24 protein-coding genes and 1 tRNA gene are annotated in these 22,955 nt (G+C 51.7%); 10 read left to right on the top strand and 15 right to left on the bottom strand.

Annotated elements, in window-relative coordinates:
- Positions 1-10 precede the first annotated feature (10 nt).
- From Pla144_RS10385 to Pla144_RS10350, 9 genes are all read right to left on the bottom strand, one after another.
- A complete protein-coding gene (locus tag Pla144_RS10385; RefSeq protein WP_146450611.1) occupies positions 11-238 on the bottom strand; it encodes a hypothetical protein in 228 nt (75 codons plus the stop codon).
- Positions 239-282: 44 nt separating this feature from the next.
- On the bottom strand, positions 283-708 hold the full coding sequence (locus Pla144_RS10380; protein WP_146450610.1) for a hypothetical protein: 426 nt from the start codon (positions 706-708) through the stop codon (positions 283-285).
- 785 nt (positions 709-1,493) lie between these two features.
- Positions 1,494-2,171, bottom strand: a complete 678-nt coding sequence (locus Pla144_RS10375; RefSeq protein WP_146450609.1) for a DUF6475 domain-containing protein — start codon at positions 2,169-2,171, stop codon at positions 1,494-1,496.
- Positions 2,164-2,604: a conserved phage C-terminal domain-containing protein gene (locus Pla144_RS10370; protein ID WP_197530558.1), complete on the bottom strand. Its 441-nt coding sequence runs from the start codon at positions 2,602-2,604 to the stop codon at positions 2,164-2,166. The genes Pla144_RS10375 and Pla144_RS10370 overlap by 8 nt, the downstream gene beginning before the upstream one ends.
- 41 nt (positions 2,605-2,645) lie before the next feature.
- Complete coding sequence (locus Pla144_RS10365) at positions 2,646-2,963, bottom strand: DUF1580 domain-containing protein (RefSeq protein ID WP_146450607.1); 318 nt, start codon at positions 2,961-2,963, stop codon at positions 2,646-2,648.
- Between the two features lie 131 nt (positions 2,964-3,094).
- Entirely contained in the window at positions 3,095-3,697 is a 603-nt protein-coding gene (locus Pla144_RS10360) for a hypothetical protein (protein WP_146450606.1), read from the bottom strand.
- A 112-nt stretch (positions 3,698-3,809) separates the two neighbouring features.
- On the bottom strand, positions 3,810-4,541 hold the full coding sequence (locus Pla144_RS25100; RefSeq protein WP_231936300.1) for a site-specific integrase: 732 nt from the start codon (positions 4,539-4,541) through the stop codon (positions 3,810-3,812).
- A gap of 48 nt (positions 4,542-4,589) precedes the next feature.
- On the bottom strand, positions 4,590-5,042 hold the full coding sequence (locus tag Pla144_RS25095) for a hypothetical protein (RefSeq protein ID WP_231936299.1): 453 nt from the start codon (positions 5,040-5,042) through the stop codon (positions 4,590-4,592).
- A 127-nt stretch (positions 5,043-5,169) separates the two neighbouring features.
- Positions 5,170-5,243, bottom strand: a tRNA-Pro gene (locus Pla144_RS10350).
- Positions 5,244-5,456: 213 nt separating this feature from the next.
- On the opposite strand from Pla144_RS10350, the gene pyrF reads away from it, so the two are divergent.
- Positions 5,457-6,377 (top strand): orotidine-5'-phosphate decarboxylase, encoded by a 921-nt coding sequence (gene pyrF / locus Pla144_RS10345; protein WP_146450605.1) that lies wholly within the window; start codon positions 5,457-5,459, stop codon positions 6,375-6,377.
- Positions 6,378-6,422: 45 nt separating this feature from the next.
- Here pyrF and Pla144_RS10340 read toward each other — a convergent pair whose 3' ends face one another.
- Both Pla144_RS10340 and trpE read right to left on the bottom strand, forming a co-directional pair.
- Positions 6,423-7,688 (bottom strand): PQQ-binding-like beta-propeller repeat protein, encoded by a 1,266-nt coding sequence (locus Pla144_RS10340; protein WP_146450604.1) that lies wholly within the window; start codon positions 7,686-7,688, stop codon positions 6,423-6,425.
- A 69-nt stretch (positions 7,689-7,757) separates the two neighbouring features.
- Positions 7,758-9,293 (bottom strand): anthranilate synthase component I, encoded by a 1,536-nt coding sequence (gene trpE / locus Pla144_RS10335; RefSeq protein WP_146450603.1) that lies wholly within the window; start codon positions 9,291-9,293, stop codon positions 7,758-7,760.
- Between the two features lie 393 nt (positions 9,294-9,686).
- Here trpE and Pla144_RS10330 point away from each other — a divergent pair, with 393 nt between their 5' ends.
- The gene (locus Pla144_RS10330) at positions 9,687-10,217 is read left to right on the top strand and encodes a UvrB/UvrC motif-containing protein (protein WP_146450602.1); all 531 of its coding nucleotides are present in this window, start codon (positions 9,687-9,689) and stop codon (positions 10,215-10,217) included.
- A 131-nt stretch (positions 10,218-10,348) separates the two neighbouring features.
- Positions 10,349-11,452: a protein arginine kinase gene (locus Pla144_RS10325; protein ID WP_197530557.1), complete on the top strand. Its 1,104-nt coding sequence runs from the start codon at positions 10,349-10,351 to the stop codon at positions 11,450-11,452.
- 14 nt (positions 11,453-11,466) lie between these two features.
- Here Pla144_RS10325 and Pla144_RS10320 read toward each other — a convergent pair whose 3' ends face one another.
- Positions 11,467-12,270, bottom strand: a complete 804-nt coding sequence (locus Pla144_RS10320; RefSeq protein ID WP_146450601.1) for a polyphosphate kinase 2 family protein — start codon at positions 12,268-12,270, stop codon at positions 11,467-11,469.
- Positions 12,271-12,325: 55 nt separating this feature from the next.
- The gene (locus Pla144_RS10315; protein ID WP_146450600.1) at positions 12,326-12,508 is read right to left on the bottom strand and encodes a CPXCG motif-containing cysteine-rich protein; all 183 of its coding nucleotides are present in this window, start codon (positions 12,506-12,508) and stop codon (positions 12,326-12,328) included.
- 85 nt (positions 12,509-12,593) lie between these two features.
- Here Pla144_RS10315 and Pla144_RS10310 point away from each other — a divergent pair, with 85 nt between their 5' ends.
- Positions 12,594-14,018: a vitamin K epoxide reductase family protein gene (locus tag Pla144_RS10310; RefSeq protein ID WP_146450599.1), complete on the top strand. Its 1,425-nt coding sequence runs from the start codon at positions 12,594-12,596 to the stop codon at positions 14,016-14,018.
- A gap of 861 nt (positions 14,019-14,879) precedes the next feature.
- Here Pla144_RS10310 and arsS read toward each other — a convergent pair.
- Positions 14,880-15,932 (bottom strand): arsenosugar biosynthesis radical SAM (seleno)protein ArsS, encoded by a 1,053-nt coding sequence (gene arsS / locus Pla144_RS10305; protein WP_315851797.1) that lies wholly within the window; start codon positions 15,930-15,932, stop codon positions 14,880-14,882.
- Between the two features lie 519 nt (positions 15,933-16,451).
- Here arsS and Pla144_RS10300 point away from each other — a divergent pair.
- From Pla144_RS10300 to Pla144_RS10275, 6 genes are all read left to right on the top strand, one after another.
- Positions 16,452-17,210, top strand: coding sequence for a glycosyltransferase (locus Pla144_RS10300; RefSeq protein ID WP_146450597.1), 759 nt, complete (start codon positions 16,452-16,454; stop codon positions 17,208-17,210).
- Complete coding sequence (locus tag Pla144_RS10295) at positions 17,207-17,914, top strand: TIGR04282 family arsenosugar biosynthesis glycosyltransferase (RefSeq protein ID WP_146450596.1); 708 nt, start codon at positions 17,207-17,209, stop codon at positions 17,912-17,914. The genes Pla144_RS10300 and Pla144_RS10295 overlap by 4 nt, the downstream gene beginning before the upstream one ends.
- Positions 17,915-18,137: 223 nt before the next feature.
- Entirely contained in the window at positions 18,138-18,641 is a 504-nt protein-coding gene (locus Pla144_RS10290; protein WP_146450595.1) for a DinB family protein, read from the top strand.
- 128 nt (positions 18,642-18,769) lie between these two features.
- Positions 18,770-19,771, top strand: coding sequence for an HDOD domain-containing protein (locus Pla144_RS10285; RefSeq protein WP_146450594.1), 1,002 nt, complete (start codon positions 18,770-18,772; stop codon positions 19,769-19,771).
- Positions 19,772-19,869: 98 nt separating this feature from the next.
- Entirely contained in the window at positions 19,870-20,283 is a 414-nt protein-coding gene (locus Pla144_RS10280; protein ID WP_146450593.1) for a hypothetical protein, read from the top strand.
- A gap of 24 nt (positions 20,284-20,307) precedes the next feature.
- On the top strand, positions 20,308-21,315 hold the full coding sequence (locus Pla144_RS10275) for an isocitrate/isopropylmalate dehydrogenase family protein (protein WP_146450592.1): 1,008 nt from the start codon (positions 20,308-20,310) through the stop codon (positions 21,313-21,315).
- Here the strand turns inward: Pla144_RS10275 and gltX are convergent.
- Positions 21,308-22,873 (bottom strand): glutamate--tRNA ligase, encoded by a 1,566-nt coding sequence (gene gltX, locus Pla144_RS10270; protein ID WP_146450591.1) that lies wholly within the window; start codon positions 22,871-22,873, stop codon positions 21,308-21,310. The genes Pla144_RS10275 and gltX overlap by 8 nt on opposite strands.
- Positions 22,874-22,955 lie beyond the last annotated feature (82 nt).

The following is a 22,955-nucleotide window of genomic DNA, read 5'->3' as shown; positions in this document are numbered from 1 at the left end:
AGCGATTTTGCTACGGCGCTGAGGTGAGAATCACCTCTGCAGTTAGTGCCCCCCTAACGGGGGAAGCGTCGACGGCCATGGAGAAACCGAGAAACGTCAGTTTGCTGGCACCGATCGCCATCAGCAATTTGGCTGATGGATCTTCTTGCGCCAACGTCACTAAGATTTTGCCCGAAATCGACGTGCCGAGAACTGACCGAAAATCAGCTGCTCGGTGCAGCAGCTCCAGGTCATTCACTTGGAACTGCCGACAGGCACGGGGGACGAATTTTATCCCACTTGCTACTCGCCGCTGTCTTCATCAACACCGTGCGAGAATTTCACTTGATAACCTTGGGCTTCCAGGGTCTTTTCGTAATCCAGCCGTTCCTGAATCTTCTCCAGCAGCCGATTGAGGTACTTCTGCTGCATCGCCCCAGGCGACATGCCTGCGACGCGGAATTCCTCTCCTTCTGAGGCCGAAACTTCAAGCTGCATGAGGGGCTTGCCCATCGCAAATTCCATGAGCAACCGGGCAGCCGCCACGGAACCGCCCAAGGCCTTTTCTCGCATCGCATCGACGATCTCAGCCAGCGCGCCAGGACCAAGAACATGACAGAAGGCCTGCATGTAGTACGCTTCTCGTTCCTTGCGAGGTCTTCCGGGTCCACCCGGATTGCCTTTGGTGAACTTTCCATCCCGCCCACGTTCGCCTGTTTGAATTTCCATCCGTTTTCCTTGCCGTTTAATCGGTCTGAAGTGATGACATAGGCAACTTAGCTACTTTTGTGAAGGAATGTAAACATCGATGTGGGGAAAGCGAGTAGTTGCCTGTTGCGATTCTGACGGTCGCAAACTGACGGTCGCAACTTCCCTTTCCAGTGCAACCTGCGGCGTGAAAAAAATTGGTCACTTCCAGCAGCTGCACATTAGGGATTCTTTCCAGCTTAATGCGCGGTCAAGCTCGCAGCAGCATTGCAAACATACCGATTGACGACCACCTGGTGCCGAGATTCTGATTTTTGATTCTGGTTAAGTTCGTACCGCATTCCCATCCGACTTAAGCGTGTTGCTTAACGGTTTCGATATTTCGTCGAGCTGAATGACTGCTATTTCAGGGAGCCGTAAAGTGTCTTATGCCGGCAGTTTTAAAAATTGTCGGATTTCGACCAGGACGGATGCGGTAATGCTGAATCAAGTATCAGCCTGTTGCCTGGAATAAACCCTCTTGCGAGGTAAACCCACCGTTTCGACGCTTCACACCCCGTGGACCGAAAAATACTCCACGAAGGGCGACTTCCACCCGGGGGAGGTTCTAACCCCGGTGCTTTTCTGACACGATTCTTTTTTGGTCGGGAAAAAGTACCGTCGCAACGTAACCCGCTTCCACATTCGAACCCATTCAGTTAGGATCGTTCTGGGAAGTTTCAAGCTCTTCCTCAAATTACAAGCCTCAGCCGGATTTACTCCGGCTGAGGCGTTTTTGTGCCCTCTTGGCAACACTTAGGTAACGATCATGAATTCCAAAGCCTGTCGAATAGCAGCTGCTTTGGTTCGCCACCTCTCGGATGCCCTATGCTTTGGATGGCATCGCTAGGTGGCAGCAGCACGGGCTGCTCCGTCGGGATCGATTCGATCCCTCCAGTGAATGCCTTGTATTTGCCTAGCTCATCTTCCGCGTAACCGGAGTTCGCGAGGGCAAGACGACCGGTCAACGGAGCGCGTAAGTCACTACTCACATCATCACAACTCCACAGTCGGCAGTAGGTTTCTTTGAATTCTTTTTTAAGCCACACGTTATAGTCATCCCCCGTTTTTTCACAGCAATAAGGCCATCCCCCCAGGGACCTCACGGTGGCATTGATAAGCCCGTCATCAAAGCTGACTGAGCAATCTCCCCCATAACGACCTACTGCCTGATCGAATTCATGCCAGGCAATATCTGCTCGATATTCTAGCGATGCAACGCCCGACCGCGCTATAAACCGAAGCCTGCCAGGCGTCGGCATGAACTGAAAATCTCCCTGCAGGACTATCTCGATCGCTCGCTCGATCTTTTCGGGAGCTACGTCCTGAAGGGCGATCCGATAACTCTCGAGCAGAAACTCGTCAACTTCTATCCGAATGGAACTCGCTAGAATTGCCACGGCCCTAGCGATTATCTCGACTACTTGTGATTTGATGTTATTCATTGTTGGTTCCTCCTAAACGTTTTTGGATCCAGGATTTGATGGCAAAGTGCGAGCGATGAGATTTTTCCGACAGTAAAGGAACCTCTCGAGCACCTGCTAGTTCGATGAATTGATTAACCTTGCTCGCGTTCCGGAAGATCAGCTCGAGCGTCTGATACTTCCGCCCGTTCGAGTTTTGCCCACAATGAAATGGGCTTTTGTGGCAGCCGTCGATTGCGAGCTTGAGGTCTTCTGCGCTATAGCCCTCGTTGAATCGTGCCCTGATCAACTTTTTTTCCTTTTCACCCACTTGGCAGCGCGGGTGATAGCTTCGGTAGTGTTCGGCAACCTGCGCTACATCGCTTATAGCCTTAAATTCAGATCGATTAATTAGGGTGACTGGATTCGAGTCGTTGAACGAAATCCCCGACTTGATATTTCGAATGCGCGACATATTGTTCTCCATGAAGTATGAATGTTTCTTGCCAGAACGAACTAGAATCCCTGTTTTTTGAGCTCCAACTCAGCCTTTTGATATTCCCTCATGCGTCTTGAGGCTGTATGAACCGAAGGTTTATTAGTGTTTCCATTGGCAGCATCCGTGCATCGCTGCTGGAATCTACGGTGGGCTTGACGGGTCGTATAGCGACGACCGCCCTCCACAAAGGTTTCGAGTTTGACGCCGTTCGCGCCACTAAGATACCAACGCCAAGTAGTGCTTGGACTTTTCTCGAGCTCTTTAGCTAGTTGGTTGAGTGTTATTCGATCTTCGACAAATATGTCGATGTCAGAATTGAGGCAATGCTCTTCCACGGGTTGCTCCTGTTTGGTGTGATGTGACCAACTACAGGATTAATTAGAATGCAAACGCCATGGAATGAAAAACGAAAAGTAGGCTTAAAAAGCCCGAAATGGGAAACCGCTAAGCGATTTCTTGGAAACCGCTAAGCGTTTTCCCAAAGCTTCAGTTCAATCGCCCTTTTGCGTATCGTTTTCGGACAGACTTCGTAATTGTGTTTGTTGCGTAGAGCTCGGGCAACTTTGTGAAACGGCATATTTTGGCCTCGAACTAGGGGCAGTTCATCCTTGAGCCATTGCTCATGCTCCTGGGTAGTGAGTTTCTTTGTGCCTAAGCCACCTTTTATCCTCGAATCCTTGGACTTCATATCAGCAAGATGTTGTTCGCCGTTTAAATACTCGCAAGCTGGCTCGAGCCCAGCTATGGCCATTACATCACAAATCAATAAAACTGCTTCATCGAAACTGTTAGTGTTCTTGAGTTCCTCAGTTTTCTCGATGGCCGTATCGCAGAGAAAAGAAAAATGATTCTCCAAATCACTCAAGGTTTCCAGCAGAGTCAGGGCTTCAGCCTTATCTAGATAGGAAATGAAATTCACGGCCGAATTAATGTTTTGTATATTTTGTTTCGATTCTAGTCTTCGTTGAATTGATTTCCGTTTTAATTTCTGTAGATCTTCACTGAGCCAATTCAGCCTCTGCAAAGTTATAGCTTCAATTTCTTTCAATGACTTGCTGTCAACTTCCATCGAGTAAACTCCTGTTCTGAGCTGATCCGACCCGTTCCACGGAAGTAATTGCATCCAATCTACCAGGCGTATATGAGCAGTTTGTGGCTATGCGATTTCAACCCTCCTAATTTTAGCCAATCAATTGAGCCACTTGCAGTCCCTTTGTTACGTCGCGTTCCGCGTAAATCTGGGTGACGTCGGCTTTGCTGTGGCCTAGTACGATTTGAGCAGCTTCTAGCCCGAATTTCTTTCGGATCTCCGTTGCTGCCGAATGGCGTAGTTGAATCGGTGCCCAGCGGTGAGATGATTGCCAATTGGCCAAATCCTCGCTTTTCATACCCTCTGCCGAGGGGAATGCTCGATCGCAGGCCCGCTGGATTGCCCGACGATAGCTGTCGGTGGAGTATCTCGCACCAGCTTGACGTTTTGGCTTGGCTACTCGATTCGAGCCAGGATGATTTCCGCAGGTGGGGGGTGTTCTTCGATCTGCATGGGCTTGTGCCCTTCGCTTCGCTTCGCTCTCCGCTGGCCGAAAGCAATAAGCTTGTGAGTCTCGCGCCAGATACTTCAACAACACAACTTGAGCCTTTGGTCCGAGGAATATCAATCGCTCACGGCCGTGGTGTTCAGTCTTGTGAGACTCAGGCCGATAAACCCACACGTTGGCATTTCGATCTAGATCACAGGGCCGGAGTATGCAAACCTCGTTGGGTCTCATCCCAGCGAGTCGTTGAAGCCGTACCATATCGCCAACCACAACCGGCATGTGAGGCAACGTGGCCTCGACAATATCGTCAGGTACAGGGAGGACGGGAGCAGTTTCTCTTGCCTCCGTCCGTCCTTGACGCAGGCCCGCAACCATACTCAGCGCTTGGGGGACAGAAGGCGGAATTAGTTCTTCCGCCGCTGCTCACCTAAAAACTCTTACCAATCGCCTTGTATTTTGATTGATACTCCGGCGGCTGAGTCCCGCTTGCATGTAATTCAAGCGGACCGCCTTGAGCGCTAGGGGGCCAAACTCGGCTGCAAGGGTTCTGCCGTACAAGTCCTTGAAGGGCTGCAGGGCCCATCGAATAGAACTTTGTTCTGTAGAGGGCTTCCCATTTTTGACGTAGTGCTGAGCGACGAACTTCCAATAGGCGAGAATCAATTCTGAAACGGTGATGCTCGCGGCTTCGTTGTCAGCGCCGATTGCCCGCCGCCCAGATGCTAACCATTCAGAAACCAGCCGATCATACTCGAGCTTACTGGCTTTGGTTCCGTGAGGTCCAAGATAGTGGCGATGACCACTGAGTTCGACAATAGCTTGCCCACTTGCGCGGTGTTTGCGGTACTTCGGTGTTTGGAAAGAAAGACGCGGCATGGTGAAACGCTCCCATATCTAGTGGAACGCCAAGCGGGTATATACCCGCTTGGCTCCCTGGAAAACGCCTCACTGCCGAACGTCGGCAGGTAACACAAACTCTTGTTAGGCTTACAGTTAAGTAAAGTCGGGCCGACAAGATTCGAACTTGCGACCTTTTGACCCCCAGTCAAACGCGCTACCAGGCTGCGCTACGGCCCGAACTTAATTACAATTCATTCCTACGTTCGCCAACAAGAGGCTAGCGAACTCAACAGCCTATTTGCGGCAAGCTACCAGTATTTCAGATCAGCTCTTCGATTGCAACGCTGAATTCATGGGTGCGATCACTTCTCCCGGCGGCATTGAGAAACTGCCCCGAATAAGCCTATCATGCGGAGGAGTTGCTTTCTCAATTAAACCAATCAAAAGGACATGGTATTGGCTCATTTTGGAGACGAATTGGCTGCCGCTGTCGGGCGATGTAGGAATCCAGTGGTTGTGGGGCTTGATCCTCGCTGGGATAAATTGCCTGCTGGGTTCCGACAGGATCTTGCAGACAACTACACGGTACGTGCCGAGGCTTACGAAAAGTTCTGCCGAGGCGTGATAGATGTCGTTGCGCCGTTGGTGCCCGCCGTGAAACCTCAAGTGGCGTTTTTTGAGGAGTGCGGACCGAGTGGCATGGTGGCATTGGCCAATGTCATGAACTATGCGCGAGAGAAGGGGCAGTTGGTAATACTCGATGGCAAACGAAATGACATCGGGTCGACCGCCGAAGCGTATGCCCGGGGGTATCTCGGGCGAGGTAGCGTCTGGGGGGCTGACGCACTTACGATCAGCCCGTATCTTGGGGCGGATAGTTTGGAGCCGTTCGTCGAAGTGGCCAAAGAGAGTGGAGCCGGCCTTTTTGTACTTGTGAAAACTTCTAACCCTGGTGGAGGCATGCTGCAAGATCAACAGATCGATGGCCAACCGCTTTATCGGATGGTAGCCCAGTATGTTGCGGAGCAATCCAACAGCACTCTCGGCCAGAGCGGCTACAGTAGTGTCGGCGCGGTGGTAGGGGCAACCTATCCTGATCAACTAGCTGAACTTCGCTCTGCGATGCCCAACTCGTGGTTTCTGGTACCCGGCTATGGTAGCCAAGGTGGAACGGCCAAGGATACGGCTCATGCATTTGATTCGCTGGGTCTAGGGGCGGTGATCAACAATTCTCGCGGAATCATTTTTGCTCATCAGCGACCTGAATACAGAGATCGTTTTGGCGATTCGAACTGGCAGGATGCAGTTGCCGCCGCAACCGAAGACATGATCGCCCAACTGAGGGCCGAGACCGCAGTCGGCAAACTTTGATGATGCAGTTCGCAAGGAGCGAGTTGAACGAGCGTCAGGTGAAATCTATTTCCAACGAAATGTGGCCAGCCCATCTAGTTCGCGAACGAATATTTGATCGCCGCTGATTGCGAGATGTGCCCAGGTTTCGGAATCGCTGACTTTGAGTTCGTCAATCAGTTTGAATTCTTGGGGATTTGCATTGATCAACAGCAGCCTGCCGCTGGATTCGAGTGCCAGGATGCGATTGCCATTGGCGATCATGCTGCAGTATTTTCCGTAGGGTTCTGACGTCCAGGTTCGCTCGCCCGATTCGAGGTTGATGCATGCGAACCGCTCGTTCTGCAAATGCAAATAGGCATGACCTTCGATGATCACGGGAGTCGACATGTATCCTTTTGCATTGTTACTCCACGACTCTTCCGATGAGAAATTCTCTTCGTCGTTCGTGATTTTATAGAGCCAGGATTTATTTTGATAACTGCTCGTAAAAATCGCGTCGCCCACGACGACTGGAGTCAGGATATTCATGCCGCGGAAGGAAGGGACAGGTTGCCGCCATAGTTCCGCGCCAGTCTGCATGTCTAATCCAGCCAAAAACTCCCGCGTTTGGACAACAAGCTGCGTCTTGCCTGCAAGCTCTGCGATCACGGGGGAGGAGAACGCTGATCCATTCATGCCTCCTTCGTCTTGAAGTGCACGCCAGAGGACTTCACCCGTGTTTTTATCGATTTTTGCAACGGATGCGCCGGCTTGCACGTACACGGCGCGCGCATCCACCAATGGAGAACAAACAAATCCGAACGAGGGAAGCGGTGTCGAGAACTGCTGAGAGAAATCGACTCGCCAACGTTCTGTTCCCTGCTTGGCATCAAGACAAACCAGCACATCGCGCATTCCAGCAATGTAAATCTGCTCTCCATCACAGGCTGGAGTCGAGCGGATCCAGCTTCCATTAGAGGCCGCAAAGAAGGGGACAGACATAGCCCCGTCCCACTCTGCCCGCCAGATTTCTTTACCCGTTTTGCGGTTGAATGCCAGGACGACCTCTGACTTGCCGTCGCGGCTTTCCGTGGTATAGACGAGATCGCCGCTAACAATTGGACCAGAATAGCTCGGACCTAATTGTACGCGCCACTGGAGTTTGAGATTGTCCGCTTTGAGCTCAACTGGCCATGGATCGCCAGAGACCTTACCGTCGCGGTGCGGGCCTCGCCATTGGGGCCAGGTTTCATAACTCACAACCTGGTCGGAATTCTCAGCAGAGCTTGTATTTGATGGGAAAAAAATCGTCGCTAAAAATAATAGCGAAGTTGCCAATGGGGTTCTCATGTTTATCGCCTGTCAAAAGGTTCTGCAACTTTGATATGTTGCGTCGATTACCGCATCAAGATCGCTGCTTTAACCCAGCCGCTGCTGGGTAATCTCGATTGCTTTCAGCAGACCTTGGGCTTTGTTGAGGGTTTCTTGATACTCTGTCGTAGGCACACTGTCGGCGACGATGCCCGCCCCGGCTTGTACGTAGGCCTTGCCGTCGTGAATCACGACTGTTCGCAGGGCGATGCATGTATCCATGTTGCCAGCGAAATCGATGTAACCGACCGCCCCTGCGTAGGGCCCTCGGCGTGTTGGCTCAATTTCATCGATGATTTCCATTGCCCGCACTTTGGGTGCACCCGAGACGGTGCCCGCAGGCAAGCAGGCCGCCAGGGCATCGAACGCATCGCAACCATCTCTCAATTGTCCTGTAACATTCGAGGTAATGTGCATCACATGGCTGTATCTTTCGATGACCATGACATCTGAAATCTCGACCGAACCATACTGGGCTACGCGCCCAACGTCGTTTCGACCCAGGTCCACGAGCATCACATGCTCAGCGCATTCTTTGGGATCAGCAAGTAGCTCATCAGCAAGACGCTGATCTTCCTCTTCATTGTGTCCGCGTTTCCTGGTACCCGCCAGCGGTCTGACGGTGACCTTGCCTTCCACAACGCGAACCATGATTTCTGGCGAGCTTCCCACCAGCGTTACCTCTGGTGTCCTTAAGTAGAACATGAATGGGCTGGGGTTTACAACGCGAAGCGTGCGATACAACTCGAACGGTGGGGCATCAAATGTGGTTTCTAGTCGTTGACTGATGACAACTTGGAATATGTCTCCGGCTCGAATGTACTCCACGCACTGTCGCACAGATTCTTCATACTCCTTTTGCGTAAGATTTGAGGAATACTTGAGCGAGCATGTACCTTCCGCTCGAATGTCGGCAAGTTGCAGATTTATCTCTTGAGATGCTAGTCGTTCGACCATATTGTCGACGCGTTGCCCGGCATTGCCATACGCAATCTGCAAGGCAGCCGGATCCTTGTTCGACACGTCCGCAAGTGCGAGTACGATCACTGTTTTCTGGACATGGTCGAATACGACCAGCGAATCGAAAAGGGCGAACCAAAGGTCGGGTAGCTGGCGATCATCCTCGGGTGCATCGGGAAGGTTTTCAACATAGCGAACGGAGTCGTAACCTGCATATCCGATAGCACCGCCAATGAACGGCGGCAGTTCATCTGGATGGGCGACACATATCGCATCGACATGATCTCGCAGATTCTGAAACGGATCTTCTGATACCAAATCATCGATTTGCCATTGCTCTCGATCAGTAGCTCCCCCCTGCCCTCTTTCACTTTTTGAAGCAATCGTGACCTGATTGCCATAGGCCTTGATCCACTTGAAGGGATCGCTTGCCAGGAAAGAGTATCGCCCTACTTTTTCGCCACCGATGACACTTTCAAATAGACAGGCAGCCTCGGTAGAATCTAGCCGCTGAAAAGCCTGAACGGGAGTCAATGCGTCACTGAGAAGCCGGCGAAATACAGGAACGTAATCGCTGTTTGCGGCGAGTTGGGCAAATCGGTCTGGTCCAGGTGAGTATTCCATTGAGCAAAAGTTCCTTGCAGACCGTCCAAAGCATCTCGTTGGCATCATTTCAAGAGCCAGCTTATCAACTGCCCCGGACCCTCACAACACTCCTTTCGAGGTTCCTAGGAGAAGCCCATCTCCTGGTGAGATAAGAACTTAGGGGATTTCAGTTCTCTTGACACGATGCGGGTCCCAGCTAGAATCCCCATACTTTGAATACTGCTGCCAACGACTATCGTTGGTGGGGCGATGAAATATCGAACTTTTGGTAGACTCTAGCTAATTCCGGAAGGTTCGGCCTTGTCCTTCCCGCTGGAAGTGGAATGATTCAAACGGATAGTATTCTGCCCGCCAGCAGTCGAACTGGATTCGACATGCCATTAATATTAGAGCCGAATTGCGAGTTTCGTTATGCTCAAATGCCAGAAATGTGATCGACAAGCAACTTTTCATATAACTGATTTGATTGATGGTAAGCCAAAAGAGCTTCATCTGTGTGAAGATTGCGCTCAGAATTTTCTAACTCCCAGTGAGGAAGATACGTCTGACGTTATGCCTGCGATGGCTGGTCTCTTAGCGCAACATCTCGCCGTAGGTGAGACTGCTGACCAGTTAGCGCGCCTCGACCAGATGCGTTGCCCAGTATGCTCGATTACCTTTCTGGAATTTCGCAAGCAGGGGCGGCTTGGTTGCCCACATGATTACGAGTTCTTTTCCGATGAGCTTGAGCCACTCCTGATGAATATCCACGATCAAACGCATCACATTGGCAAGGTGCCAAAGCGTTGCCCCAAAGGCGCTGATCAGCAGACACAGCTAATTCGCCTGAGGCGTGAAATGAAAGAGGCAATTGCTTCGGAGAACTATGAAAGGGCATCACAGATTCGAGACGAAGTCAAGGCTATAGAAGTCCAGTTGAAAACTGCTGAAGATGGCGAGTAGCGGTCGGAATACTCTTAGCCCAGTTCTCAGAAACAGCACCTCACAGGCTAAGACAGAATTGGTACAATGAATCTGATTACAGCGAACCAGACATTTCGAGCCTTCCGTAGTCAATTAATACGATAATTGGAATGAATCCAACCTCTATGGAATTAAACGAACTTACCAACGCGAGTGGAGAATGGTTACGGGGTGCTGGCCCAGAGTCAGACATCGTAATCAGCAGTCGCATTCGATTAGCCCGAAATCTCGCCGATTTTCCGTTTTTGTCTCGAGCTACCGAGGCAGATCGTTCGGCGATCGAACAAATCTTGCAAGAAGCGATTGCAAGCTTAATGAAGAATGAGAAACTCGATCCCAATACTTTATATCTCAAGGTTGGCGAGATCGACCAGTTGGATCGCACGTTTCTCGTCGAAAGACAACTCATTAGCCGAGAACTGGCTGATGCGACCGGAGCACGATCGGTTGTAATTGATCCCCAAGAAAAATATAGCGTGATGGTCAATGAAGAGGATCATGTGCGCCTGCAGGTGATGCAGAGTGGCTTGAATCTTCAAGCGGCTTGGGAACAAGTCAATCGGCTGGACGATCTGATTGAAGAGCATGTCGTTTATGCATTTAGCGATCGGCTTGGATACTTGACGGCCTGTCCGACCAATGTGGGTACAGGAATCCGCGTGAGCGTAATGCTGCACTTGCCAGCGCTGGTTATCACGAGACAGATCGAGAAGGTGTTCAAGAGCCTGCAAAAGATCAGTCTAGCAGTGCGAGGGCTTTATGGTGAAGGTTCTCAGGCAATGGGAGACTTCTACCAAATCAGCAATCAAATCACCTTAGGACTGACTGAAGAGGAGCTGATTGCGAAGGTTGCCGACATAGTGCCAGTGCTCATTGACTATGAACGCCAGGCTCGTGATTTTTTGATTCGCGAGAGCCACGAAACGCTCCATGACCGTGTGAGCCGGGCTTTTGGCATCCTGCGAACCGCCCAGACTATCAGCTCCGAAGAGACGATGCATTTGCTCTCAAGTGTACGCATGGGTTTGAACCTCGGGCTGATCGGCGATTTGCAGATTCCTACGATCAATAAGCTCTTCGTTCATACACAACCTGCACACCTGCAGAAACTCACAGGTAATGACCTTGATTCTGCGGCTCGCAATATCGAACGGGCTTCGTATCTGCGGAAGCATCTGGATGGCAGTAAGCCGAATGGCCCCACGCAGAATTAGTCGAACTAGTTGATCTATTCGACGACGATCCCTTCCAAGCCTGGGTCACTCGCTGGTACGCAAGGATTGAGTTGTTCCAGCGTCTCGCGCAGAATGCTGCTTACGAGCATGTTGCGATACCACTTTCGGTCGGAGGGAATTATATGCCAGGGAGCCTGTCTCGTATTGCAAAGAGTAAGGGCGTCTTCATAGGCAGCTTGATACTCGTCCCAAAGTTTCCTCTCTGCCAAGTCTCCCGTACTGAACTTCCACCTTTTTTTGGGGTTGTCCAGACGTGCTTGCAGTCGCTCCCTCTGTTCCTTCTTACTGATGTGCAAGAAGCACTTGACGATAGTCACCTTGCTCTCGACGAGCATTTCCTCAAATTCGTTTATCCGCTCGTATCGCGTTTTCCATTCTTCTTCGGGAATTAAGTTGTGTACGCGGACAATGAGAACGTCCTCATAGTGAGAACGATTGAAGATCCCGATCTCGCCTCGGCGTGGGACGGCGTTATGAATCCGCCAGAGAAAGTCGTGGTCCAGTTCAAGGTGGCTCGGTTGTTTGAATGAAGTAATCTGGCAGCTTTGCGGATTGATACCCGTTACTACTGTGCGAATCGTGCCGTCCTTACCCGCAGTATCCATCCCTTGCAAAACCAGAAGCACTGCACGTCGATTCTCGGCGTACAACTGATAGGCCAAGTCTCGACTCACAGCGGTATTTTTCTTGATCTGCTTAGTTGCAGACTTCTTTGTCCAATCACCTGAAATGAAACGCGTGTCAAATTCTGAGAGCTGAATATTTGTGCCGGGTGGTACAGTCAGAGGTTGAGACATGGGGGCCCTATTCTCTACTATGACGAAGGTGTTCGTGGTGGAATACTCTAGATCTTTATTCTAATTCACTCGAAACGCTGATGTGGCCACCTGGCTCAATTTCGACTTGAATCACATTCGGATGGCAACAAACGGGACAATCCTCAACAAATTCTTGCCGGTGTCCCTGAGAGGGGTCCAACGGAATCACGATTTCTTCACCGCAACTGCCGCAGATATAGCCCAATTCGTCATTCATCTGGGATCTCCAATGATTCTAGGGTCGTATGATTGTGCTAGAATTGAGGATTAAGTGACTTTATGAACCCAAATCGGAACTCGACGTGAACGAATATTTCACTAGTCCAAATCCTTGCTCCAGCAAGCAGAAGACTCTGGCGGGGAGCATTACTTTGCTGGCGATCGTAGCGCTATTGGTCTCATCCTATCTGACATGGGTCACTTGGCACCAGTCTCCCATAGCTGGCTGCTCGGGAGGTTCCTTGGCAGATTGTGATGAAGTTCTCTCCAGCGCCTGGTCCAAATGGCTTGGCATACCTGTGAGCCTGTTTGGCATGATTGTCTACGTAGGAATCCTGGCGATTTGCTGGCCGGCGGTATCACAGAAATCGGGTTGGGCCGCAACGGGGCTGATGGCATTGGCCTTACTTGCTGCGGGATCAGGCGTTTGGTTTTCCGGCGTGCAGGTCTTTCTGCTCGGCCAATATTGTTTCTATTGCCTATCAGTACATATTTGCGGTCTGCTAATCTCAGTCATCTCATATTTCGCATTGCAAAATTCCGATGTGGTACAGAACTACGATCAGATGCGTGCTCTCTTGGGTGTTCAAGAGGAAACTCCCGAACCAGTCGAGTCGGCAGAGATCGCAATCTACCAGACTCTAGTGGCTGCGGGATTAGCAACGCTTGGACTGTTGGTTCTCATGGGGGGGCAGTTGTTGTTCGCACCTGCAGGCATGGAATTCATTGCCAACGCTGAGAATGCGGAAATAGTTTCTGATCAGCAGGCAGAGGCCGACAACACTGTGGAAGAGGAACCAGAATTCAGAGTTGATTTCGACACTAAGGATGATGAGACCGAACCGACTACCCCTGAAATGAAGACTGATTCTGCAGATCTGAGACCCGCCCGGTCATCCGAGCCGCGATTCATCTCTCTGCAAGCTTTGGGGAACCGTGTGGAAGTTACAAATGAGCCGACGCTGGGCGATCCGCATGCAGAGCAAGTGCTAGTAGAATTGATGGACTACACGTGTCCTCACTGCCGAAGGTTGCACTCGTTCATTCATCAAGCTACTGAACGCTATGGAGATCAAGTCTGTTTTGCGATCTATCACGTCCCCTTGAGTCGGAACTGCAATCCCTACGTGAAGGTTGATCAAAGCCTGCATCGCACGGCATGCGATTATGCCAGGTTGGCGATCAGCGTATGGAAGTTGAATCCCGAAAAATTCCAGGAATTTCACAATTTTCTAATGGAGGGCGACAAGGCGCCTGCCGTCTACAAAGCACGTAATAAAGCAATGGAACTCGTGGGCAACGAGATCCTCCTCGACGGATCGCTGAAAGTCGAAGCTAATCGCCGGATAAAATCCCACGTGGACGAAATGAAGAAACTTGATACAGGTTTGCCAATTCTCGCCACCGACAAGGGTGTCATTCACGGCGTTCCCAAGAGCGAAAAGGAATGGTTCGGGATTTTTGAAAAGACCCTAGGCCTGGAGCCTCGTCAGGCCGAGGCCGATTGACGAGTATTTTGGGCGAATTATTGCTTTGTTGCGAACCTTGGTGCCGGGGAAGGACTCTCTGGGTATGACTGCGAGGCAGCAAAGTGCCGACTTCGGAAAACGATCTTGCCAACTGATATTGCTTGACGGGCGGGAATCGTGATTATAATGCAGCTATGGGTCGTGCGACCGCAGCACGACGGGCCCTATCTGGCCGCCGGGTGTCCTCTGGCAGCGACATTCGGCCGCCGCAAACTTGTGAGAAAGGAGGTGGTTTTTTGAACGACTATTATATAGGCCAGTGGGGTGGTGCAAACCGTTGACCGCCGGCGGGTTGTCTAACGGAGGCAGCCACCACCTGCTTGTGAGTGCCCGCCTTGTTTCCTATAGAAATTCGGCCTGTTCTCTAAGCAAAAACTATGAACCCGGTCACCCTTGAGTGGTGGCCGGGTTTCTTTTTTGGACCCTTGCCTGCTGAGTTCTTGTTTTACTACCCCCGCTCTGTACTTCGAGGAGTGGTATTCCAAGCTCTGGAGGTCTTTAGACGCTTCGCCTAATTCATGTAACCTTTTCTAGGCCGAGGGTGCCGCTCAAGGAGCAAATGGGAATCTGCTACCTCGGCCGCACTACCGCGACCTCTAATGAGAATCTATTCCCCATAGGGGGGGCTCTAGAGAAACGTCTTCTCCGCATGCGTGCCATCCCAAAAAACCATGGCACTTTTCAACCCTGCAGAGAAAAGCTCCCGGTCATTTCTCCAATCGACTGCATATTCATCTTGGTTTGATCGACCATGAACCTCTGCGACTAGTCGAGTCGAATGCATCCCCACTCATCAAGCCGATAAGTAACAAGCTGAAATTCACACTTTCACTTCCAACTCTAAGAAACGAAGCTTCCCTGACACCCTGAACCAGCACCTGCCGTGCAACCAAAGCAGTGTCTGCCCGTGACTATGCGTCGCTTGGCAAGTACAGCGAGGTCGAGATCGAAAATCGTTTTCGCTGTTTCAGAAGTGAGCGGCAATTCCAGCATCTGGTTGAAATCGCAGTCGTAGAGTCTCCCCTGCCAATCCACCGAAAGCATGGAACGGCACATCACGCCCGCAGCAGCCTGAGGATTAAAAGATTCGACTAGTGTCTGCATGTAGGATGCGTATTGGCCTGTCTGCAAGAGATCGTCGAGAAACCGACTAATTGGCAGGTTCGTGATTGTGTATAGTTTGGAAAATTGCAGATCGTATTGCTCGCGTAATTCACGGCGATAGTCGGCTTCTAGCTGCGCTTGTGAAGGCGGCAGCGATGGCCCGACGGGGTTATACACCAATGCAAGTGAAAGGGTACCATTGGGTTGACCGTACCCCAGTTCGTTGAGCTGGCGTAGGGCTTGGATCGATTTCTGGAAAACTCCATCGCCACGCTGGCTGTCGCAATTCTCCTCCGAGTAACAAGGAAGGGAGGCGACGACTTCCACCTGGTGTTCCGCCAAAAACCCAGGCAAGGTTTCATACCCCTTCGTGACCAGGATTGTGAGATTACAGCGATCGATGACGTGCCGTCCCAGTTGCCGGGCCTGCTCGACCAGCCAACGGAAATTCGGGTTCATCTCTGGCGCCCCACCTGTGATGTCGAGTATGCCGATCGTGCTCTCGCTCAGCACGCGGATTATCGCCTCGGCTGTTTCCCTGGACATACTTTCCCGGCGATCGGGACCTGCATCAACATGGCAATGGCGACACGTTTGGTTGCAGAGCTTGCCGACGTTGACTTGCAGCACATCAATGCCGTCGGATTCGAGAGGATCAAGACCATGGGCATTCATAGTGGCATCAAACCTCGGCAACGCCGGATTCTCGCTCGATTCAAGAATCGTAACCTGCTGAGAAGCATCAGCCAACGGACTATGCTGCCGCAATAGGGTAAGTTGAGTGATAATGACGCTCCTTCAATGAATCGATCACGCAAATGACAGCAGACAACGAACAAGTCTAATAGGACAAGGCTCCCTGTCTCCATGAAAGCGATGCCGCGCCAATTTTTTGCCTCAAGAAATCGACCATGGCTCTACGTTCATGCATGTAGAGTTTGGAGTTGCCAAAACTGTCTACCTGCTCAAGAATTTCTTCAGATCTTACTGGCAAGAAGTCTGCCGAATTGTCTAACGAATGACAAGGGGTCACTACTTTATGCATTGCCACATTCGCATAGTGCTCATGGACGGAAGCCTCTTCTCCAGATACTTTGTTGCTGGGGGTTCTACTGCAGGTCACTGACGGCACGGCAATTGAAAGGGTAGATGAGAGACTTGCCAATAGGCGCAGAGCAAGGCAAGTAAAAATAGTTTAGCTTTCATTTTACTTCAGAAAGCTGCCAATCTCCGTGAAATGGACGACAGTTCCCGCAATATTTACGAAATAGTCTAACGCCTAGTATCCAGGGAGTTTCATCCTTTCCAATGTCAGATCTTCTCACGCCACCAAGTAAACTAATTTATGAGCAAGGACAATTTGTCACACTCGCTCGCCTTTCAGTCGTGGTCCCTGTGGGACCGGGTGATTGCGCATGGAAGAAACTCTTGGAGAGTTTTACTCGATTCCCCGACGATACAGAAGTACTGCTTGTTGCTTCAGAAGTCGAACCGAAAGAGTTCGCGAATTTCATTTACCAGCTCAACATTCCGTGCAAAACTCAATGGATATCTGCAGATCGCGGACGTGCTCAGCAAATGAATGCTGGTGCCCAACTCGCCCAACGGGAATACCTCTGGTTTTTGCATGCTGATAGCCAACTATCTAGTGATGTCCTTGAGGCACTCGGCAGGGCACTCCATGAGGAACCGGGCGCAGTCCACTACTTTGATTTGAAATTTCAAACCGATGGGCCACCTGCTACAAAGTTGAATGCCTGGGGAGTCTGGCTAAGATCGCACTGGTTGAAACTTCCCTTCGGCGACCAAGGTTTCTGCATGAGCCGTGCGATATTCGACCGTCTCTGCGGTTTTCCTGAAAATGCCCCGTACGGCGAAGATCATCTGCTGGTCTGGAAAGCCCATCGACTACGAATTCCCTTGCGAGCAGTAGCAGCAACCCTCTTGACCAGCGCTCGTAAATATCGCTCCCAGGGTTGGCTGCAAACGACTGCGATTCATACCTGGCGGACGTGGAAACAAGCATTTCCTGAGTTAGTTGCGCTACTGTGGAGTCGATTTCGATGACTTGTCAGAATGCATCTATCGCAATCTTTGTGAAGACGCCAGGTCTTTCACCGATCAAGACAAGGTTGTCCGTAGGCATCGGGAGAGATTCCAGTGCAGAGTTCTATCGACTCTCGGTCGCAGCGATTTCAGCTGCAGTCGCCACCGTGGCAGATTCGACGGGTACTACTCCCTACTGGGCAGTGGCGGAGGAAGCCGGCCTCTATGATCCGCGCTGGCAAGAATTCTCAAGAATCCCCCAAGGAAGTGGTGGCTTGGGTGATCGCCTGCACAAGGTATTCAACGAGTTACAATCGCAACATGCCGCCGTGATCGGCATTGGAGCTGACTCTCCTCAAATCACACCTGCACTCTTGGAAAGCACACTTCAAGTGCTGCTCAATAGCCGCGGTATCTACTCTCATGTACTGGGCCGCTGCTATGACGGGGGTTTCTACCTAGTTGGATCCAATTCTCATTTAGCAAAACAAACTTGGACTAAGATTCCGTACAGCACGGCAACTGCCGCCGAAAGCTTGGCACAAAGTCTCCGCTCCTCAGGACAACTCAAAGAGATCGCAAGCCTCACTGATGTCGATACAGCGGAAGATCTCATCACGCTCAAAAAAGAAATGCTTGCCATCAGCAAGCCATCGCCCGAGCAGCTTATGCTGATAGGTTGGCTTGAGCGAAATATTTCACAAGTAAGCCGGAAATGTAAGTGACAGGAGTATTCCGCTAAGCCGCATGCAGATCATCGCACCCAGCTAAGACAGCACCCGATGATTTCTTTCACCGAGGGCGGGAAAGCTTTTGACACATTGTCTTTTAAGCCGAAGCCGCTGGATTGTGAATTCTTTGTGACGCGGGTTGCGAGGCAGGTGGTAGTACTATACATTAGTCCATTATTTTTCCATTGGACTTTCTTATGAACGAAAGGAACTTGTCATGAGTTATGCTGAACAGATTCTGCCCGAATTCGAACAAGAAATGGCAAATACTCGCAAGGTGTTGGAACGAGTACCAGAGGATAAGCTCGATTGGCAGGCCCATCCAAAGTCACGGACCATCGGCTGGAATGCCAATCATCTGGCCGAGATTCCCGGTTGGGTGGAGGGAACTTTGACTCAGGCCGATTGGGACATCGCGCCAGTTGATGGCGAAGCATATCAAACACCCCAACATAAGACTCAAAAAGAGATCTTGGAGCTCTTTGATAAAAATGTGGCCGATGCAAAGTTGGCCATATCCGCTGTCGAGGACGCGGCAATGGGAGAAATGTGGTCCCTCTTGCAAGCTGGAGAGCCCTTGATGACGATGCCCCGTTCGGGGGTGATCCGCAGTTTTGTAATCAATCACACGGTCCATCATCGGGCGATTCTCTGTGTGTATCTGCGGCTCAACAACATTCCAGTACCCGGTATGTATGGGCCGTCAGGAGACGAAAGCTAAGCATCGCGATCAGCGGTCTCGGTTTTTTTGGGTCAACTATTACAACCGGACCAAGGTAGTCTGTGTGTGAGCTAGGTTTGCATTAGCTGCCTGTTCTTGTATTGCTCACCGACTTGGGACACATCCTCATGACTCTCTTGACTGAAACTGTGTTGACTGATGATGGGACTGCTGCAATCGATCAATTGCTGGGGCGACTAAATAAGTTACATTCGTCTCCGGCGGTAGCGCTGCAAGTGATGGACATCACTAGGGACCCAGATTTTGAGTTTGCCGATGTGAAACGCTGCCTGGAGAACGACCCAGCATTAACGGCAGCGGTTCTCCGGCTGGTGAATTCTTCGTATTATGGTCTCTCGCGAAAGATCACTGCGGTGCAAGAAGCGATGGCCTATCTAGGGCGGCGTTCGCTGCGTTTGTCGGTGCTGAGTTTTGGCTTGGTTAAGGCGCTGGCAAATGGATGTCCAAAAGCGTTTCACGAAAACTATTGGAGGAGATCTTTGAGTATGGCCGTGGCGGCTCGCAAGCTGGCCGAGCGTTGTGATGAACGGGAGGTGCATGCCGATTCGGTGTTCGCTGCCGGGCTGCTGGCGGACCTGGGAATGATGGCACTGGCGCAACTGGAAACATCCAGGTATTTGGAGACATGTACGGATTGCGATCATCTGGTTGAACAAATGAATCGTGAGCGGGAGGAATTCGGTTTCACCCACGTGGATGTTGGGGTCCGATTGCTTGCAAAATGGCAATTGCCAGAGGAACTGATTGAAGCGGTCTCAGAGCATCATCGCTGCCCAGCGACAGCGGGCAAGATGAGTCAGATTCTTAAGGCGGCGAGCGTGTTGGCGGAAGTATTTTGGACGACAGACTGCCCGCACATGCGAATCCTGTTGCCCATGCTCAAGACTCGATTCGACCTGGATGTGGACGATCTGATCACGCTTGCCACCGAGTGCAAGGATGCAGTGAAGGAAAGCGTGGAGGTGTTTCAGGTGCGGATCGATGGTGAAATCGACATCTATGCGATACAGCGCGAAGCCCAGGCGATCTACGAAGCGGCCGTGCTGGAAACGGCGGTCGATCTGGACAGCCTAGAAGGGTTGCTGGCCACGGGAAACGGGCAGCGTTAGGCTTCTTAATTCTCGGTCGCTTGCCGAATTGCTGCCAGAGCGATACGCTCATTTCTGTGGATGAGCAACCATCGGCTGATTGACGCGAGGAATGTACGGTGAATGACGGAGTAGATGTGGAGGCCGCACTGGAGGCCCAGCAATTGCTGTTGGAAAGCAACTTAGAGCTGGCGTTTCGAGCTTTCGACGATGCCTTAAGCGGGAAGATGCACGATCCCGTGGTGTTTCTGCTTGACTGCGAGGATGCGGTCGGTGGGGAGATAGCCCGAAGTTGGGTCGGTGACGATACCGTAGATGAAGCGATCGCAGCTCAGCAATCTCTGGGCAAGTCCGTGGAAACGACTGTCTATGCTTGTGCGTTTCCCTTTCTAAATTGCAGTACTGAAGTTCCGGCGGTGTTTGAGTATTTGGCACCTGTGTTTGCCGTGTCTGCCCCAACGGATGGGTTTCTGGCAATTGCTGTGACGAGAGGTGGGGCTTCGGCGCTTACTGTCCCATTTGATGCGCGCTAATAATTTTGAAATGGAAAGTTAGGTATGGCATATTCTGTAGTTTCGATTGCTGGGGATGGAATTGGTCCTGAGGTCTGCAATGCAGCGCGTTCGATTCTTGATGCAAGTGGCGTAGTATTCGATTGGCAAGAAGCTGAAGCTGGCCAGTCGGCGTTTGAGGCGCATGGCGATCCTCTGCCGGAGGCGACACTTGCCGCAGTGCGGTCTGCTGATGCGACACTCAAAGGTCCGACGGCGACCGCCAAGGGAGCCGGCTTTCGCAGCGTGAACGTCGCGCTGCGGCAAAAGCTGAATCTGTTTGCCAACTACCGACCTGCGAGATCGCTACCAGGTGTGAAGACACGGTTTGAGGATGTCGATTTAATCGTAATCCGCGAAAATACAGAAGGGCTCTACAGCGGGCTGGAGCACACCGTAGTGCCTGGAGTTGTCGAAAGCTTGCGAGTGATCACACAGGTTGCCTCGGAGCGAATCGCACGGTTTGCGTTTCAAACTGCGCGCCGTCAGGACCGAAGTAAGGTGACTTGCGTCCACAAGGCAAACATCTTGAAGCTAAGTGATGGTCTGTTCTTAAAGACGTGCCAGGAGGTTGCCGCAGAGTTCAGTGACATCGAGTTCGATGATTGTATCGTTGATGCTGCAGCGATGAAGTTGGTGAGCGATCCCCATGCGTTCGACGTGCTGGTGATGGAGAACTTGTTCGGGGATATCCTTTCCGATTTGACCAGCGGTCTGGTTGGCGGGCTGGGAGTGACGCCCAGTGCCAATGTGGGCGAGAAGATCGCCGTGTTTGAGGCAGTCCATGGCACGGCTCCCGACATCGCTGGGAAAGGGTTGGCCAATCCAACGGCGCTGGTGTTGAGCGGGGTATTGATGCTCCGCTTTCTAGGCGAGAAAGAGGCAGCCGACGACGTGGAGAATGCTGTGCGGGGCGTATTAGCCGAGGGAAAGTCACTTACGGGCGATTTGGGAGGCAAGGCCTCAACGGGAGAGTATACCGAAGCGGTAATTTCACGGTTGCGCTCTACTTGACCAGTTGCAACGCACGGTCGATACGGGCTAGACTGCGCTCGCGACCGAGGATAGCCAATGTCTCAAACAGGCCGAATCCTACTGCTTTGCCAGTGATTGCCACGCGGACGGCGTGGACAATGTCACCGATCTTGATTTCTTTCTCGGCGACGAACGCTTTGAGAGTTTCTTCGAGGGTAGCCGCTTCGAAGTGTTCGACGATGGCGAGCCGATCACGGAATTCGGCCAATATTTGAGGGGCCTGTTCCCTGCTGCGGAGGCGCTTATCGAGTGTTTTCTCTTCGTAAATTAGCTGGTCGTCAGCGACAAAAAAATCATCGTAATCGAGAATGTCTCCTGCAATCTTGATGCGGTCGCCGGCGGCTTCACAAATCTGGCTAAGGTATGGGCCCGTGTCACAAGGGGGTGGGTTTTCGATGTATCCGGCTGCTTGAAGAAAAGGAAGAACCTTGGCTACCTTTTGCTTGATTGGCAATTTCTGCATAGCACGGTCTTGGAAGGCGACCAGCTTTTGTGGGTCAAAGCTGGCTGGAGCCTTGTTGACCCGTTCGAGCGAAAAGTGCTCGATCATTTCTTCGCGCGAAAACTCTTCGGTCTTGTCATCGAGCGACCACCCCAGCAGCAAGAGATAGTTTAGAATCGCTTCGGGGAGAAAGCCGATAGCCTGATAGAAATCGACAATCACAGGGTTGAATACGTCGGCGTCTACAGCGAGGCGCATCCGCTCTGCGATCCGCTCGCCGTGGGCCTTGAGTTGGGCAAAGTCTTTATTCTTGAGGTATTTGTCGAGTTTGCGTTTGCTGAGTTTGTTCTTACTGCCTGGTTCGGCGACGTACGGAAGGTGGGCATACTCAGGGAGTGGGTAGCCAAGCGACCGGGCGATGAAGATCTGCCGAGGTGTATTAGAGAGGTGTTCCTCGGCGCGGATGACGTGAGAGATTTGCATTTCGTGATCGTCAACCACCGAGGCGAGGTGATAGAGGCAGGTGCTATCGGCTCGTTGGATGACATGGTCTTGCTCATTACTCCAAGGGAATCGAACCTCTTCCCGAATCAAATCGTTGTGGACTAACTCGCCTGTACGAGGCATTTTCAGGCGGACAACCGATTGGCGACCTTCGGCAATGAATTTGGCCGCATCTTGCTTTGTCTCCGCCAACCACCGGCGACTGTAGGTAAATTGCCCCCCTGCTGTTTGAGCAGCTTCGCGTTCGGCTTGGATTTCTTCAGTCGTGGCGAAATCGCGGTAGGCAGCACCCGATGCCAGGAGCGCTGAGACGGCTGCCTGGTATTTATCATTTCGCTGGGATTGATAATACGGACCGTGGGATCCGCCGATTTCGGGGCCCTCGTCCCAATCAAGTCCGAGCCAGCGGAAGCCGTCTAGGATCGGTCTGAGAGCTGCGTCGACGTTACGCTCCTGGTCGGTGTCATCGACACGCAGCAGGAACTGTCCTCCATGCGCGCGGGCGAAGAGCCAGTTGAACAGGGCTGTGCGGACCCCGCCGATGTGGAGATAGCCCGTGGGGCTGGGGGCAAAGCGTGTGCGAACCGTCATGGAACCTGCGTAGGATGGGGGATTGAGTGGCGAGTTATTTCCGCGTACGGAACAATAACACTATCAGAGACCACTATCCCTG

It is taken from the genome of Bythopirellula polymerisocia (assembly GCF_007860015.1).
Taxonomy (GTDB): domain Bacteria; phylum Planctomycetota; class Planctomycetia; order Pirellulales; family Lacipirellulaceae; genus Bythopirellula; species Bythopirellula polymerisocia.
This window is presented reverse-complemented; position numbering and strand designations above follow the sequence as displayed.

Bases quoted from the DNA above. Each gene is read 5' to 3' on its own strand.
- Pla144_RS10340 (WP_146450604.1), bottom strand. From the start codon at position 7,688: ATGAGAACCCCATTGGCAACTTCGCTATTATTTTTAGCGACGATTTTT.
- Pla144_RS10380 (WP_146450610.1), bottom strand. From the start codon at position 708: ATGGAAATTCAAACAGGCGAACGTGGGCGGGATGGAAAGTTCACCAAA.
- Pla144_RS10315 (WP_146450600.1), bottom strand. From the start codon at position 12,508: ATGAATGACGAATTGGGCTATATCTGCGGCAGTTGCGGTGAAGAAATC.
- Pla144_RS25095 (WP_231936299.1), bottom strand. From the start codon at position 5,042: ATGCCGCGTCTTTCTTTCCAAACACCGAAGTACCGCAAACACCGCGCA.
- Pla144_RS10330 (WP_146450602.1), top strand. From the start codon at position 9,687: ATGCTCAAATGCCAGAAATGTGATCGACAAGCAACTTTTCATATAACT.
- Pla144_RS10360 (WP_146450606.1), bottom strand. From the start codon at position 3,697: ATGGAAGTTGACAGCAAGTCATTGAAAGAAATTGAAGCTATAACTTTG.
- Pla144_RS10285 (WP_146450594.1), top strand. From the start codon at position 18,770: ATGACTCTCTTGACTGAAACTGTGTTGACTGATGATGGGACTGCTGCA.
- gltX (WP_146450591.1), bottom strand. From the start codon at position 22,873: ATGACGGTTCGCACACGCTTTGCCCCCAGCCCCACGGGCTATCTCCAC.
- Pla144_RS10275 (WP_146450592.1), top strand. From the start codon at position 20,308: ATGGCATATTCTGTAGTTTCGATTGCTGGGGATGGAATTGGTCCTGAG.
- Pla144_RS25100 (WP_231936300.1), bottom strand. From the start codon at position 4,541: ATGGTTGCGGGCCTGCGTCAAGGACGGACGGAGGCAAGAGAAACTGCT.
- Pla144_RS10375 (WP_146450609.1), bottom strand. From the start codon at position 2,171: ATGAATAACATCAAATCACAAGTAGTCGAGATAATCGCTAGGGCCGTG.
- trpE (WP_146450603.1), bottom strand. From the start codon at position 9,293: ATGGAATACTCACCTGGACCAGACCGATTTGCCCAACTCGCCGCAAAC.
- Pla144_RS10295 (WP_146450596.1), top strand. From the start codon at position 17,207: ATGACTTGTCAGAATGCATCTATCGCAATCTTTGTGAAGACGCCAGGT.
- Pla144_RS10320 (WP_146450601.1), bottom strand. From the start codon at position 12,270: ATGTCTCAACCTCTGACTGTACCACCCGGCACAAATATTCAGCTCTCA.
- Pla144_RS10300 (WP_146450597.1), top strand. From the start codon at position 16,452: ATGTCAGATCTTCTCACGCCACCAAGTAAACTAATTTATGAGCAAGGA.
- Pla144_RS10370 (WP_197530558.1), bottom strand. From the start codon at position 2,604: ATGTCGCGCATTCGAAATATCAAGTCGGGGATTTCGTTCAACGACTCG.
- pyrF (WP_146450605.1), top strand. From the start codon at position 5,457: ATGGTATTGGCTCATTTTGGAGACGAATTGGCTGCCGCTGTCGGGCGA.
- Pla144_RS10325 (WP_197530557.1), top strand. From the start codon at position 10,349: ATGAATCCAACCTCTATGGAATTAAACGAACTTACCAACGCGAGTGGA.
- Pla144_RS10290 (WP_146450595.1), top strand. From the start codon at position 18,138: ATGAGTTATGCTGAACAGATTCTGCCCGAATTCGAACAAGAAATGGCA.